This is a genomic window from Lysinibacillus sp. F12 (assembly GCF_057773605.1).
The window spans coordinates 414,576-428,370 of the sequence record NZ_JBYMLP010000003.1 but is presented as its reverse complement, the minus strand read 5'-3'; the positions used below and the strand labels follow the sequence as shown (position 1 = coordinate 428,370).

At 40.3% G+C, this 13,795-nt stretch carries 16 protein-coding genes and 2 riboswitches; of the genes, 3 read left to right on the top strand and 13 right to left on the bottom strand.

Annotated features, from left to right (window positions below; translation table 11 throughout):
* Positions 1-40: 40 nt before the first annotated feature.
* A riboswitch (cobalamin riboswitch) is annotated at positions 41-228 on the bottom strand.
* A gap of 175 nt (positions 229-403) precedes the next feature.
* A complete protein-coding gene (locus AC3CH7_RS16120; RefSeq protein WP_488381490.1) occupies positions 404-2,344 on the top strand; it encodes a GTP-binding protein in 1,941 nt (646 codons plus the stop codon).
* 108 nt (positions 2,345-2,452) lie between these two features.
* Here the strand turns inward: AC3CH7_RS16120 and AC3CH7_RS16115 are convergent, their stop codons facing one another.
* The 4 genes from AC3CH7_RS16115 to AC3CH7_RS16100 all read right to left on the bottom strand — a co-directional run bounded on the left by AC3CH7_RS16115 (position 2,453) and on the right by AC3CH7_RS16100 (position 5,770).
* Entirely contained in the window at positions 2,453-3,211 is a 759-nt protein-coding gene (locus AC3CH7_RS16115; RefSeq protein WP_036168153.1) for a hypothetical protein, read from the bottom strand.
* A 232-nt stretch (positions 3,212-3,443) separates the two neighbouring features.
* Positions 3,444-3,627: riboswitch (cobalamin riboswitch) on the bottom strand.
* Between the two features lie 711 nt (positions 3,628-4,338).
* Positions 4,339-4,572: a hypothetical protein gene (locus AC3CH7_RS16110; protein ID WP_012294341.1), complete on the bottom strand. Its 234-nt coding sequence runs from the start codon at positions 4,570-4,572 to the stop codon at positions 4,339-4,341.
* Between the two features lie 233 nt (positions 4,573-4,805).
* Positions 4,806-5,069: a DUF4190 domain-containing protein gene (locus AC3CH7_RS16105; RefSeq protein WP_036216056.1), complete on the bottom strand. Its 264-nt coding sequence runs from the start codon at positions 5,067-5,069 to the stop codon at positions 4,806-4,808.
* Positions 5,070-5,389: 320 nt separating this feature from the next.
* On the bottom strand, positions 5,390-5,770 hold the full coding sequence (locus AC3CH7_RS16100) for a PH domain-containing protein (RefSeq protein WP_012294339.1): 381 nt from the start codon (positions 5,768-5,770) through the stop codon (positions 5,390-5,392).
* A 101-nt stretch (positions 5,771-5,871) separates the two neighbouring features.
* Here AC3CH7_RS16100 and AC3CH7_RS16095 point away from each other — a divergent pair, with 101 nt between their 5' ends.
* Together AC3CH7_RS16095 and AC3CH7_RS16090 are read left to right on the top strand one after the other, a co-directional pair.
* A complete protein-coding gene (locus tag AC3CH7_RS16095; protein WP_279382353.1) occupies positions 5,872-6,000 on the top strand; it encodes a hypothetical protein in 129 nt (42 codons plus the stop codon).
* A gap of 44 nt (positions 6,001-6,044) precedes the next feature.
* Positions 6,045-6,275, top strand: a complete 231-nt coding sequence (locus AC3CH7_RS16090; protein WP_243432698.1) for a YhfM domain-containing protein — start codon at positions 6,045-6,047, stop codon at positions 6,273-6,275.
* 42 nt (positions 6,276-6,317) lie between these two features.
* On the opposite strand, the gene AC3CH7_RS16085 is transcribed toward AC3CH7_RS16090, so the two are convergent.
* The 9 genes from AC3CH7_RS16085 to AC3CH7_RS16045 are packed head-to-tail and all read right to left on the bottom strand — an operon-like array spanning position 6,318 to position 13,749.
* Complete coding sequence (locus AC3CH7_RS16085) at positions 6,318-7,043, bottom strand: ABC transporter ATP-binding protein (protein ID WP_180276554.1); 726 nt, start codon at positions 7,041-7,043, stop codon at positions 6,318-6,320.
* 13 nt (positions 7,044-7,056) lie between these two features.
* Complete coding sequence (locus AC3CH7_RS16080; protein WP_099805174.1) at positions 7,057-7,803, bottom strand: ATP-binding cassette domain-containing protein; 747 nt, start codon at positions 7,801-7,803, stop codon at positions 7,057-7,059.
* The gene (locus AC3CH7_RS16075; RefSeq protein ID WP_099805175.1) at positions 7,796-8,605 is read right to left on the bottom strand and encodes an ABC transporter permease; all 810 of its coding nucleotides are present in this window, start codon (positions 8,603-8,605) and stop codon (positions 7,796-7,798) included. The genes AC3CH7_RS16080 and AC3CH7_RS16075 overlap by 8 nt, the downstream gene beginning before the upstream one ends.
* The gene (locus AC3CH7_RS16070) at positions 8,602-9,570 is read right to left on the bottom strand and encodes an ABC transporter permease (protein ID WP_036216051.1); all 969 of its coding nucleotides are present in this window, start codon (positions 9,568-9,570) and stop codon (positions 8,602-8,604) included. The genes AC3CH7_RS16075 and AC3CH7_RS16070 overlap by 4 nt, the downstream gene beginning before the upstream one ends.
* Entirely contained in the window at positions 9,560-11,146 is a 1,587-nt protein-coding gene (locus AC3CH7_RS16065; RefSeq protein WP_422762399.1) for an ABC transporter substrate-binding protein, read from the bottom strand. Before AC3CH7_RS16065 ends, AC3CH7_RS16070 begins: the two co-directional genes overlap by 11 nt.
* A gap of 28 nt (positions 11,147-11,174) precedes the next feature.
* On the bottom strand, positions 11,175-11,981 hold the full coding sequence (locus tag AC3CH7_RS16060) for an urease accessory protein UreD (protein ID WP_036162731.1): 807 nt from the start codon (positions 11,979-11,981) through the stop codon (positions 11,175-11,177).
* Positions 11,974-12,603 carry an urease accessory protein UreG gene (gene ureG / locus AC3CH7_RS16055; protein WP_036168136.1) on the bottom strand — a complete coding sequence of 210 codons (630 nt, stop codon included), beginning with the start codon at positions 12,601-12,603 and terminating at the stop codon, positions 11,974-11,976. The genes AC3CH7_RS16060 and ureG overlap by 8 nt, the downstream gene beginning before the upstream one ends.
* Before the next feature lie 17 nt (positions 12,604-12,620).
* On the bottom strand, positions 12,621-13,361 hold the full coding sequence (locus tag AC3CH7_RS16050; RefSeq protein WP_488381491.1) for an urease accessory protein UreF: 741 nt from the start codon (positions 13,359-13,361) through the stop codon (positions 12,621-12,623).
* Positions 13,303-13,749, bottom strand: coding sequence for an urease accessory protein UreE (locus AC3CH7_RS16045; protein ID WP_197148377.1), 447 nt, complete (start codon positions 13,747-13,749; stop codon positions 13,303-13,305). The genes AC3CH7_RS16050 and AC3CH7_RS16045 overlap by 59 nt, the downstream gene beginning before the upstream one ends.
* Between the last annotated feature and the right edge of the window lie 46 nt (positions 13,750-13,795).

The following is a 13,795-nucleotide window of genomic DNA, read 5'->3' as shown; positions in this document are numbered from 1 at the left end:
ATAGTTACCTTTATCACTATCCCCATCCTCGTGGTTCTTAGTTAGCATACACATACTGGCAGGTATCCTGGCTTAGGTTCATCATCTATACACCTTCCCATAGTTAAACTACAGTGGCATCCTGTATAGACTCCCCATTTACAGTTGCGGGACAGCATCGGAATTACACCGATTTCCCTTTTAAGCAAAATGACAAATGCCATTTGCACCAATATGTTTTATTCATTCTATTGATAGACTAGCAGTTCATGAGTTAATTCGCAATCAGAGTAAATTGCAAAATCTGCAATCATCATTATATTAGCACTATTTCGACAAAAAGACGAATCATTTTACAAGAATTATTTGTGCTAGTATTCTGATACAATGAGAACATAGCCACCTATAGAAACGAGGATTTAGTATGTACAAGACGATTGGGGTTCTTGCTCATGTTGATGCAGGAAAAACAACCTTTTCTGAGCAAATGCTTTATCATACCAATAGTATTCAAGCGCGGGGGCGTGTCGATCATCAGGATGCCTATTTAGATAATCATGAGCTTGAGCGTAAACGTGGCATTACAATATTTGCCGAGCAAGGTCGCATGACTATCGGCGACGATACATATACGCTGATCGATACACCAGGGCATGTCGATTTCTCCCCTGAGATGGAGCGTGCCATTCGTGTCATGGATTATGCCATCATTATTATTAGTGCTGTAGAGGGTATACAGGGTCATACAGAAACTGTATGGCAGCTTTTACGGAACTATCATGTCCCTACATTCTTTTTTATTAATAAAATAGATCGTGACGGAGCAGATGTGAGAGCTGTTATGACTCAGCTGCATAAGGATTTCTCAGAACATGTAATCCTCATAGATGAACCACTGCAGGAAAACTATGTTTCAAGCACGATTATGGAATTGCTGGCAGAGCGTGATGAAGAACTGCTAGATAACTTTTTGAATGAAACATTGGAACATCGCCAATGCATGACTAGACTACAAACGATGATTAAAAATGAGGATGCCTTTCCTTGTTTTATAGGTTCTGCGTTGAAGGATGAAGGCATTGAGGAATTTATTGCTCAACTTCCATTCCTAACGGGTACTCACTTCGAGCCAGAAGCACCTTTTCAAGGAGAGGTCTTTAAAATACGCCATGATGGACATCAACGTTTAACGTTCATCAAGGCCCTTACAGGCAAGTTACATGTTCGGGATGAATTTACATTTGGAGATATCACAGAAAAAGTAACAGAAATTCGCCTATATAACGGCAGTCGATTTGAAACTGTTCAGCAAGTTGAGGCTGGTGAAATCTTCGCTGTTAAAGGGCTCAGTCAGGCAAATATTGGGGATCGAATTGGCAGTAAATTGCTATCACTGCCCTATGAGCTTGTCCCTACATTACAGGCAAAAGTTCAATATGAGGGTGAGCAACATATAAAAGAAGTATTAAGGATTTTCCGTTTACTAGAGGCCGAGGAGCCGTCATTGCGTGTCGTGTGGCAGGAAAAATTTCAGGAAATCCATGTGCACATAATGGGTGTCATTCAGTTAGAAGTCCTGATTGACGTGTTATTGAAACGTTTTGCATTACACATTTCTTTTGGAGAGCCGCAAATATTATATATGGAGACAATTGGGACAACCGTTACAGGCTACGGTCATTTTGAGCCACTCAAGCATTATGCAGAGGTTCATTTATTAATGGAGCCTAATGAACGCGGAGCAGGAATTACCTTTAGTAATGCCTGTCATGCCGATGATTTATCAGTGGGCAACCAGCGTCTCGTTGAGAAGCACTTGTTTGAGCGTGATCATCACGGCTTACTCACAGGCTACGCCGTCACAGATATTCATTTTACGCTATTAACGGGGCGTGGTCACAATGAGCATACCTCTGGTGGTGATTTCCGAGAAGCTACTTTCCGAGCACTACGTCAAGGACTAGAACAAGCACAGAACATCCTGCTTGAGCCATATTATCGCTTTAAAATGAAAGCTTCCAATGATTTTATTGGCCGTATGATGACTGACATTCAACAGGCTGCCGGCACATTCGACGACCCAGACCTCACCGAAACTGACGTTGTTTTGACAGGACGTGCACCTGTAGCAACCTTTATGAGCTATAGCACAATCTTTGCTGCCTATACCAATGGGAAAGGCTCACTTACCCTCCAATTTGATGGCTATGATGTGTGTCATAATGCAGAAGAAGTAATAGCCCAGATAGGCTATGATAAAAATGCGGACCCTGAATACAGTTCTTCCAGCATTTTTTGCGCTAAAGGCAAAGGCTATACTGTCCCTTGGCAAGAGGCTCAAGCAGCCATGCACTTTCAGGGATAAGTCAAGTAAAGTATTTGCAAGGACGGTGTGTTAGGCTAATAGCCTCAGATGAAGCATGATACGCTGGCATAAATAAAACAAGCCCCCCGCTTCATGGAGGGCTTGTTTTCATATCGCACCGACAGCTTTCTTTGAGGGCTTATGGACCTGATAAGCAGGTTCAACCACCACATAGCCCTGCGTATTAGTGAAGTCGATTAAAACTTTACCAGGCTGACTTTTTAATATTTGTAGTTGATCAATTAATGTTAACAATAGCTCATGGCCGTTCCCTCGTGGATGCCAATTTAAGTGATCACCATTTAACTCCTGAACCGCATCCAGAAATTGTTTATATTCCTGCTGCGCGAATGCGATTAGTTGATCCTGATGAGAAATTTCCATTAAATCATTTATATAAGTTTCATAAAAACGTATAACAATGGAGCATAGTAAATCATTGACACGTGCAGCGCTTAACACGGGATTGGGCTCTTGTGAAAGGCGATCAAGGTTAGGCTTTGCTCGTGTTGAATCAATGCGTGTAATTAAGTGATACGGCTCCCCGTTCACCTCATATATAATAGGGTTCGTCGGCATATACATCATAAAGCTATTCGTCTTCGTTTTCAGTTGATCCGTTAACGTTGCCAGAGCAAAAAGATGGCCTTCTACCTCACCATTTCTTATCCAAATAATGTCTTTATTATATAAAATTCGCTCAAAAAAGCGGTTGTTGCGAATCAGCTTCGTTGCTAATAATTGATCAATCAGTGATTCAACCACCATTCTTGTTTTCGCTTTTTTAGCAATTTCTGTCCTTGGCTGCTTACAAATGGTCATATCTACAAAAGGCGTTTCCTGTGTTATCGTTGCATGAATATTCATCCTATGTGCATCCCCTTTGCGTACATATTTTCAAAACAAAAAGGACTTCCTTCTATGTTTGAGGAAATCCTTCGCTTTAATGTGATTCATCACACAATGCCAAACAAACCCTAAGTAAATGTGAAGGAGTTCGAAAATGAACCCTTTCATGAACTTTGGGCGTTTGACGTACTGTGACGAACAGAGCATTCTGTTTTGTCAACATGCCACCTCCTATTCCTCGTAGGTTTATGGTGTGTACTCATAACAGGCAGGTATCCTGACTCATGGTCATCGCCACTTTTCCCCTTCCCATCATTTGACAGTGGTTGCTGAAAAGTCGCTCACATTTACAGTTGCGGGACAGTGTCGGATTCACACCGACTTCCCTTTTAAGCAAATTGCACGCAATTTACACCTATTACTACACGCTATTCAATTGTCATAGGAATCGGGTGTACTCCACATTCCTATTAGATTACTAAAATCAATTGTAAAGTAGTGGATTTCTAAAGTCAAATATCACAATATTTTCCAAACCATTTCTTCACTTAATCTTACAAACTCTGAAATTCTGACAACATGTCTTCCTATTTACTTTGATAGTATGATACTTCCTCAGCTTCATGCGGGTCATCTCTTTCGAAATCCCCTCGGATTTTCTACGCAGCATAATACTGAATAGCTTCAATTTCTTTACCGCTATACGTTCTGGTCTTTTCCAACGAATCAGCAAAATGGTCGTCTTTTTCACATATTAAATCAACGACACTAGTTAATGTTTTGTCCTAATACGTCCTTTACCGAATATCTTCTTTTAACATCCGTATCACCTTCATCTATTTTTCGGCGTACATACTCGCATGAGAATAAATTTTAGCGAATGATTAACGGCTTTTAAAAAAGGAGTTACGACACTTTTATTTTAGGTTATTAGTTATGTAATATTTGATAAAATGAGTTACGAGCGCAGGGGATTCCTACGCTCATTTTTTTAACGCAAAACCGCGAGTTAAATCGGGATAAGACACTTGCATCATTTTGAAATACTAACATAAACAACCTATAAACGCACCTCAGACAAACCTATACGCACAACTACGCGATTCAACGATTCTCGCTACATCTGACAGCGTTGAGTGATGTAACTAAAGAGTAATAACTTCACCAGAGTATTGTCTTAATTGTTCAATGGCTACTGTTACGGCTACTTCCTCAGTCTCAATCAAACTCAATCCTTTTTTAATAGGACTCCAAAATTCATATCCGCAGTCTTCTTGCCACATATATACTTCTGTTGTAAAAAGACCATCTCTCCGTTTTATAATTTGAACTTTATATTGATGACTTGGAGACATTATTTCCTTTAGCATCTGTTCCATCGTTTCACCATCTTTACAAATAGTAATGTGTATAACTATTATTCTTCAAAAAGAAAAAAAGCTTTGAGCAAAATCTTAAAAACAGGGGGCTTGGGAAGGTCATGCATTTTCAACACAAAAAAAGAGGTTTATGGTGTGTATTCGTAACAGGCTGGTATCCTGACTCATGGCCATTTCCACTTTTCCTCTTCCCGTCCAACTTAAAACGGTATTTTCTAAGGTCAAATACTAAGCTAAACACCAGTAATTGAATAAAAAAGGATAATAGACAATACTGCAAAGGTTTGAATGATAATCCCGATCACGCTACAAATTAAACCAGAAATTGCCAAACCTCTGCCATTTTCATTTCTTTTAGCAATTTCCTTTGTTGCCATTCTTGATAAAACTACTCCGAAAATCCCAAGAACTAATCCAATAAATGGTACGATGATAGAAAGAATACCAAGCGTTAATGAAATGATAGATTTATTATTCATTTCAATTTTTTCAACCATTTCCCTCACCCCCCAACAATCTAATGTTACGAATCACACTTCTTCAAAAAACAGTTCCATCCATTGAATTCTAGCAATATTATTGAAATATATCTATTATTTTACAATATAAAAGGTTATGCGTAAGGTAGAACCAGTCAGCGTTTCTTTGCTAATTTCTAAGCTCTGTGCGCTTGCTCCCTAATTGGAACGGGGCGACAGCATACACCCCTCACATAGTAATTTCCCCATCCCTATTCCCCCTTTCTAAGCACAGCCAAAAAAGCCTCGCATCTATGCGGGCTTTGAATGTGATTCATGATGGTGGCTTTATTTCATCATTACGATACTAAAACATACTGCGCTAAAACACTTTGCACTTTATAAATATTGGTCGCCTTATTGAAACTTTTTTGGATAGGTAGCGAACTGCCTGATACCCATATTTTTAGCTCTGCGTCTAAATCAAATGTACCAGCCGTTTCTACTGAAAAATGAATAATATTTTTATAGGGGATCGAATGGTATTCCGTTTTCTTACCAGTAACTCCTTGCTTATCAATGAGGATTAATCGTTTATTCGTAAAAATAAATATGTCTCTAATAATTTTATAGGCATTTTTGATGGTTTCGTTTGGAATTAATAAATCTTTGACCTCCTCCTGTAATTTTTCAAAATTCACCTCGCTTGCATTGCCGATTAATCCATCAAATAAGCCCATTCTTTATCCCCTTTCAGCTTTTGTTTGTTTAATATATTATGAAGAGAACCAGGCTACGACTCCAAGTTTTGGTATTATTTTTTCTGTAAGGAGGGGGTTCATTGCGAGCATTCCTATTTATTATCATGTCCCTCCTAGCTATAGTTGTTTTAGGCTGTACGGATAAAGAGCTAGCAGTGGAAAAATGGCGAAGGTCAGCATTTCTAACGGCGAAGGATTTGACACTGTGAATACTGATTTTATCTAAGAATATGAGGATGAAGAGTCTCTTGAAATGTTCCATGAAGTCATTACTACTGCTGTGAGAAATAAGGGAATTGTTAATATGGCTACCCCTCCATATGATGTACAAGTAGTGGATATGGATGGAAACCAATATGGCTTCCATCTTTGGGTAGGGGAAATGGGGCAAAAGGGAACGTTGATGAACGTGAAGGATACCCATACGATTTATAGCATCTCTGAAGATTTGATTGCCCCACTTAGATCATTGCTGCAAGAATAAAAAACACTTTCCATTCAAATAAGGAAAGTGTTTTTGGATTAATCATACTACGGCTTGAAACAGCATTTGCGCATATCGGTCTGTAAAAGCAAAGCCACCTTCGCCTTTATGGCTCTCATCGACAATTTTACCCGACTTCATGACATAAATACGATCACACAAATAAGAAACCGCCTTTAAGTCGTGCGATATAAATAAAATGGCCATGTTTTTTTCTTTTTTTAAAGTTATTAATAAATCTATCATTTCTCGTTGAATCAAGCGATCTAAACTCGAAACAATTTCATCACAAACTAATAGTTGGGGTTCGACTAAAATCGACCTTAGTAAATTAACCCGTTGTCGCTCCCCTCCACTTAGCTCAGATGGCAGGGCTTCTAATATATCGGTTGGGAGCATCACTTTTTCTAGCATTATCTGTAGTTCGCGATCAGTCAAAGACTTATGTGCTGCCATTAGAGGCTCACGTAACAATTCCTTGACGGTCCATACTGGATTTAAGGCAGCCGTAGCATTTTGAAAAATGATTTGGCAGTTCTCATAAAAATGCGAGCGATTTTGCTTCGTCATCAATTGATTTTCAAAAAACACCGCCCCTTTTTCAGGCTTTTCTAGCTGCATTATCACTTTGGCTAAAGTACTTTTCCCACTGCCGCTTTCTCCTACGAGTCCTACGATTTCACCTTTTCCCACGGTTAGGTTTATATTCTGTAATACTTGCTGTCCTGCTTGATAGCTTTTACTAACATGATTTACATGAAGCAACAATATCAACCGCCTCCTAAAAATGATGAGCGACAAGCTGCTTCGTATATGGATGCTTGGGCTCCTTAAAAATTTCAGACATTCTCCCACTTTCTACTATTTCGCCATTTTTCATCACCAGAATAGAATCAGCCATCTTAGCAACTCCTAAATCATGCGTAATCAATAGTATCGTCGTCCCTAAGCGGGCATGGAGATTTTTTAGCAATTTGATAAATTCTTGTTGATGGAGCATATCTAGAGCAGAGGTTGGTTCATCCGCCATCAAAACGTCTGGTTCATGATAGAAGGCGCAGGCAAGCATGCAGCGTTGTAGCATGCCACCTGAAAGCTCAAATGGATAGCGATTTAACACATCCTTAGGTAGGTTTAACTCCTTTAAAATGGCTGTGATTTTATCTAAAAATTCCTCTTCCTTTTGCCCTAGCCTCGAAGCGGTCAACCTATAGAGTTGATGCTTTATTTTTTGGGTGGGTGAAAAACTATTCATTGCATCCTGAAAAATGGTAAAAAAGTGCTTTTTGCGTAGCTTCACACGCTCCGGTTCTGACATTGTCATGACATTTCTTTCATTAAATACAATGGAACCCTCCATAGTTGCTCGTGCTGGTAGCATCCCAAGCAGAGCTGAAAGGGTCGTACTTTTGCCGCTGCCACTCTCGCCAATGATAGCGGTAATTTGACCTTTAGGTACAGTAAAAGTCAAGCCTTGAATAAGGGATTTGCCGTCTAATTGAACAGCCAAATTGTCAACTTTAAACATGCGTTCGGTTCCCTCCTTGTTTGAAAGTACCTCCAATAACTTGCACACATAAAATCGTTATAAAGATTAACAGTCCAGGGAAAAGACCCATCCACCAAGCCCCCACAAGTAAATCATTTTGCGCTGTGTACAGCATTGTTCCCCATGATGGAGTAGCTGGTGGGACACCAATTCCTAAAAAGCTTAAGGAAACTTCGGTAAAAATAGCCCCAGCAAAATTAAAAATGGTTACCACAAATATCGCAGGCATACAATTACGTAATAAATGGCCAAAGAGAATTTTCCACAACGGCGTGCGGAACATTTTCGCCATCTGCACAAACTCTTGCTCCTTTAATCGGATAAATTCTGAGCGGACGATACGAGCTGTCACAAACCATCCCGTGATACCCATCACCATCGCCATATGCCACATACTGCCCTGCATCATTGCCTGTAGAGCTAGCACGATGACCAATGAAGGAATTGTTAAAAAGGCTTCGAGAATACGCATCATTACTGCATCAATGGCACCACCAAAATAACCACTTATGCCCCCATATATGATACCAATTATGCTAGATAGGACGACCGATACAATGGCAATAAATAGCGTCACCTTCCCCCCCACCAATAAGCGAGAAAGAACATCTCTACCCAACTGGTCAGTCCCTAATAAATGTGTGGCATTAGGTGCTTGATAAATTTGATTCATATCCATTACATTAGGCTCAAAAGGAGCTAATAATGAAGAAAAAATAGTCGTTGTAAAAATAAGAGCTAAAAGCACAAGCCAAAAAATCGGATATCGCTGTTTTCTCATACAAAGCCCCCTCTTCTTAATCGAGGGTTCAAACCAATCATCAGTATGTCAATGACGAATAAACAGATGACCACGACCACGCCTATGATTAAAATAGCCCCCATCAAAACGGGGAAATCTTTGAGCATGACGGATTTTACCAAAAGCTGTCCTAAGCCTGACCAACCAAATAATGTTTCGACCACAATGGAGCCTCCGAAAAATGATGGGATGGTCACCCCAACATAATTGATATAAGGAATGACAGCATTTCGTAAAATCATCCTTCGAATTTCACGTTCTGGTACTCCATTCGCGCGTGCTACTTGAACATAGTAGCTATGATTCTCTACTTTCACACTATCCTGCAAAAAACGGGCAAAGATGCCCACATGCGACATCACGAGGACTATAAGCGGGAGTGCCATATGATATAAACGATCCATGAACCCTCCGTTGCCCCGCACATCATTCATTCCTGAAGATGGAAACCACCCTAATGTTATGGAAAAGACCATGATGAATACTATGCCTAGCCAAAATGGTGGTATGGCTGAGCTTGCAATACTAAAGATGGAAAGTCCGCGGTCGAGTAATGAGCCCTCCCTCATGCCAGCCTGTAAGCCTAGCCAAATAGAGGCAATCGTTACTAGAAATAACGTCAGAACAACGAGCTGTAGTGTGTTGGGTAACCGCTCAAGTAAAATCGTCAAAACAGGTCTTCCTTCTTTAGCTGAATATCCCAAATTACCTTGTAGTGCTTCACCTAACCACCGTCCATACTGTAAGAGAACAGGTTGATCGAGTCCAAAGGCTTGTTCAATACGTTCCTTCTCTGCGGTCGATAATGTTTGGGCATTGCCTCCATAATAAGCTGCTGCGGGATTACCAGGAGCGGCATGCATCATGAAAAAAGAGAGGAAGCTCACGATAATGAGGACAATTGTCCCCATTATCATTCGCTTCCCAAGCCATTTAGCGATCATTCCATTTCCACTCCTCAACATTCCATAAGAAGCCTGCCCCATGGTGACCTAAAATTCGCTCTTTAACACCATTAATTTGTTTATCGATACCATATACAGCATCTACATAAGCAAAGTAGGCAAAAGGTGGGTCTTGAGCTAGCTCCTCCTGCAATGCCATATAGACCTTCTTACGTTGCTCAGGATCGACTGTAGTACGGCCTTCCTCTAGCAATGCATCTACTTTTGCATTGGCATAGCTGCCGTAATTATAGCCAGCACTTGTGAGACTGGATTCTCCAGAATGGAATAGGCTGTAGGTATGATGGTCCGCATCATAGGGACTTCCCCATCCAACCATAAAGGCTTCTGTTTCTTCAATAACAATATTGCTCCAATCTAGCGCGGCCACTTTCACATCTGCCCCAACAGCTTTATAGCCCTCTGCCACATAATTGGCCATATTTACACGCACAGTATCAGTTATGGGCGCAGTAATGGTAAATGTTAATTTTTGACCATCCTTATAGCGGAAACCGTCATCGGCTAATTGCCAGCCTGCTTGCTCGAGCAGCTTATTTGCTTTTTTTACATCGTAAGTATAATGTTCGATTTTTTCATTTACAAAATTATGTTGTTGTAGCGGTGAATAAGCTTCTGTTCCATAGCCATGTAATATACCTTTTACAATGCCTGCACGATCCGTTGCGTAGCTAATTGCTTTTCTTAGTGAAACATCCTTCCAAATAGGATACTTCATATTAAATAAAACACCTCGATAATCAGCGGATTCAACCTCGTACATTTTTAAACGTTCGACTTTTGACAGTTCCTCAACCTGATTTGGATCAAGTAATGCAATATCCACCTCACCCGATTTTAGCTGTAGGGCACGCACATTGCTATCAGGGATAAATTTAAAAATGACTTGTTCAATCGAAGCCTTTGTCCCATAAAAAGTAGGAAATGCTTTTAGCGTCAGGCTTGTCCCTTTATCCCATTGTTCAAACCTATAAGGCCCTGCGCCGATTGGTTGTTGGTTAAATGAAGCGGTTCTCATTTCCTGTCCTTCGAAGGCATGCTTTGGCAAAATAGGCACAGTTAATTTGTCTAGCATCGGTGTAAATGGTTCATCTAATTGGATGGTCATTGTCGTGTCGTCGATTTTTTTCATGCCCGTCACATGGATAAAATCAGATTTTAAATAGGAGCCGTTTGCATCGTCAAGAATACTTTCAATGGTGAAAATAATATCGTCCACCGTTAAAGCCTGCCCATCATGAAATAGCACATGATCATTAATCACAATTGTATACGTCATCTGGTCATCTGATATTTTAATACTTTTAGCCATATCAAATACTGGTACATTGTGTTCATCGAAACGCATCAAACCTCTAAATAAAAAGGCATCTAAATTCGTTTCCTCTAAAAGAGGATTTAAACCTGCAAACTCAGACTCTGACGCAAAAACAAGCTCATTTGCTTGTGAAGACGACAAAGCAGATGACTGTTTCTCCTCGCCTTGACTGGACTCTTTCGTACAGCCTGCAAGACAAAGTATCATTAGAAGTATCCATACTGAAAACTTTTTCAATTCACTATCTCCTTTATCACAACAGAAATTACAATAATGCTGTCATCTGTTCAAACATACGATTTATTTCCTTGTGAAGTGTTCGTTGCTCTTTGGCGAGCCATCTACAATGAATCGCCTGATCTGTTAGCTTTGTTACGCTTGCCTGAAGAGATTGCTCCTGTTGAATTAAATCCTGTAAATCTCGCATGTTAAGATTTTTCACTAGTGGTGACACAATCCATAAAGAGCCGATATAAAGTGCTTTTTCGAGCAAGCCAAGCGCTGCAAAATTCATTTCCTGTGGTTTGAAATGGATGGAATCAAACGCAATAAGTTGTTCCTCTACATAGACCTTATATTTCGACTGGTAGGCTTGATAATCAAAGACTTCCCCTCGCATTTCTCGACCTGGTGCAACAATTTCACCCCAAATTAATGTCGAGCTCTCCTTCATGCGAATGGTTGTATCTGCTTGAAACTTGGCTCGTTCAAATGGAATAGTTACTTCAGGGAGCCATTCTAATCGTGCCTCATCAGCCATCTCAACGGTAATAGCCTGGGTACAATGATCGCCTGTATGGGAAGGATAGATTTTCAATGCCGATTGTTGCTTCAGCCTTACTCGGCTTCCTGACGCAAGTTTGACATTGATTTCATTGCGGTCTCCCGCTACCATCCCACCAGAGGATTCCATCAAGAATACTGTGGCAGTTGGATCACTACCTTCATATAATTCACGGCTAGCCTTTAGGGGAGGCTGTTGGTACACATGAACCAGTCGTGTATAGCCCCTCCTAGGCTCAAAGGCCATTTCTAATTTGCCAAAATGATTTATTTTCTGTGGATTAACCATGGTTGTCAACGGCTTCTGCACCTTCAAGTAGCATATGGTGCTGAATCCATTCAACCACCTTATCTACATTCGTTTGAGAACGAACATCTGCAAAAATGTATGGACGGCCACCACGCATTTTTTTCACATCCTGATCCATGATGTCTAGATCGACCCCCACATGAGGCGCCAATGATGTTTTATTGATTAGCAGTAAGTCTGAACGCGTTAGCGCTGGACCGCCTTTACGTGGGATATCCTGTCCCTCTGCCACATCAATGACGTAAATATAGCCATGCACTAGCTCAGGACTAAATGTTGCAGATAAGTTATCCCCACCACTTTCAATGAAAATTATATCCAAATTTTTGAAGCGTTTAGTTAAATCATCAATCGCTGCAAAATTCATTGATGCATCCTCACGAATAGCTGTATGAGGACAACCTCCTGTTTCTACCCCAATAATACGCTCTTCGGCTAAAACACCATTCGTAATTAAATATTGGGCGTCCTCCCTTGTGTAAATATCATTGGTAATTACCGCTACTTGATAATGCTCATGCATCACACGTGTTAATTGATCTACTAATGACGTTTTTCCTGACCCAACTGGGCCGCCGATGCCAATACGTATTGGTTTCATTGTTATCCTCTCTCTTTCTATGAAATAAATAATCTGGAATATAAAAACTCATGTTTCATGGATGCCAATTCAATCCCTAACGCATTATTCGTTAAATCATCCATCGTTAACAACATCACTGTTTGCGCTGCTTCTTCTACCGAAATCAATAGCTCATTCAATGCTTGGACACCTGTATTTTGACCAAATGGTACTGCACGTACAGCATTTTGTACTAAGCCGCTAATTGAAGCATACATAAAGGTCATCACTGCGTGAAAGACATTGACACCAAGTGCCTCGCAATAAATTCCATAAAGCACAGCGTAATGTCCCTTCACTTCTTCACGCTCAATTTTCTCCTTCCATTGCAATAAAAAAGGGCATTCCATAAGTGGTGTCACCGTTCGCACAAATTGCTTCCCTACGTTTACACTCGCCTCTTTAGATTCTTTGGCCAGCTTCATAGCCCCACAAAGTTCATCCAGCTCTGTAAGACGAGCAAGATCTCTGTCTTTTGCTGCGTGGAATGCTTCTTTAATTAGTATCGCATCTCCATGCACTAAATTATGAAATAAATAGCCCTGACAAAATTCGATTAATTGATCCTTTGTGCGAATGAGATCTGCTTGAATATACGTTTCCATACCATAGGAATGTGTATAAGAACCTATTGGAAATGCCGAATCATGAATTTGCAATAGTTGCAGTATCGATAAATTAGTGAGAGTGTCCACGGTATTTGAATGGCTGCTTGAAACGTCTTTCTGTTGTTTCATAGTGCACCCCTATTTCATCTAATAATGGATTAATCGTATGATCCGCTCGTACGATGATTTCATTGTTTTCAATTAGGCAAGGGGTATGGCGATTCCCTAATTCGAAAGCTGATTTTCCCATTTCATGCATGTCGTTTGGCGTTATAACAATAACAGGCTCTAATTTTGTACGGATGGCGATACGACGGTGTTCATCCTCCCATAATAAATCGCCATATTTTAATGGTTCATTCCCTTCTAAACGTAAAGCAATGTCTGTACCTTGATCTGTTTCTGTGCGTAGGATTCGTTTGCTTAATTCCTCCCACTCTAGTTCAATCCACTCTGTTTTCTTTTCATGATGTTCTTCTTCGTGTGCAATGTTCCCCATGATTTTTTCAATTAACATATGTTTAGCACCTCATCGTCTTTTTATTGGCTGTTACACTCACTTT

Bases quoted from the DNA above. Each gene is read 5' to 3' on its own strand.
- AC3CH7_RS16120 (WP_488381490.1), top strand. From the start codon at position 404: ATGTACAAGACGATTGGGGTTCTTGCTCATGTTGATGCAGGAAAAACA.
- AC3CH7_RS16115 (WP_036168153.1), bottom strand. From the start codon at position 3,211: ATGAATATTCATGCAACGATAACACAGGAAACGCCTTTTGTAGATATG.
- AC3CH7_RS16110 (WP_012294341.1), bottom strand. From the start codon at position 4,572: ATGGAACAGATGCTAAAGGAAATAATGTCTCCAAGTCATCAATATAAA.
- AC3CH7_RS16105 (WP_036216056.1), bottom strand. From the start codon at position 5,069: ATGGTTGAAAAAATTGAAATGAATAATAAATCTATCATTTCATTAACG.
- AC3CH7_RS16100 (WP_012294339.1), bottom strand. From the start codon at position 5,770: ATGGGCTTATTTGATGGATTAATCGGCAATGCAAGCGAGGTGAATTTT.
- AC3CH7_RS16090 (WP_243432698.1), top strand. From the start codon at position 6,045: ATGTTCCATGAAGTCATTACTACTGCTGTGAGAAATAAGGGAATTGTT.
- AC3CH7_RS16080 (WP_099805174.1), bottom strand. From the start codon at position 7,803: ATGTTTAAAGTTGACAATTTGGCTGTTCAATTAGACGGCAAATCCCTT.
- AC3CH7_RS16075 (WP_099805175.1), bottom strand. From the start codon at position 8,605: ATGAGAAAACAGCGATATCCGATTTTTTGGCTTGTGCTTTTAGCTCTT.
- AC3CH7_RS16070 (WP_036216051.1), bottom strand. From the start codon at position 9,570: ATGATCGCTAAATGGCTTGGGAAGCGAATGATAATGGGGACAATTGTC.
- AC3CH7_RS16060 (WP_036162731.1), bottom strand. From the start codon at position 11,981: ATGGTTAATCCACAGAAAATAAATCATTTTGGCAAATTAGAAATGGCC.
- ureG (WP_036168136.1), bottom strand. From the start codon at position 12,603: ATGAAACCAATACGTATTGGCATCGGCGGCCCAGTTGGGTCAGGAAAA.
- AC3CH7_RS16050 (WP_488381491.1), bottom strand. From the start codon at position 13,361: ATGAAACAACAGAAAGACGTTTCAAGCAGCCATTCAAATACCGTGGAC.
- AC3CH7_RS16045 (WP_197148377.1), bottom strand. From the start codon at position 13,749: ATGTTAATTGAAAAAATCATGGGGAACATTGCACACGAAGAAGAACAT.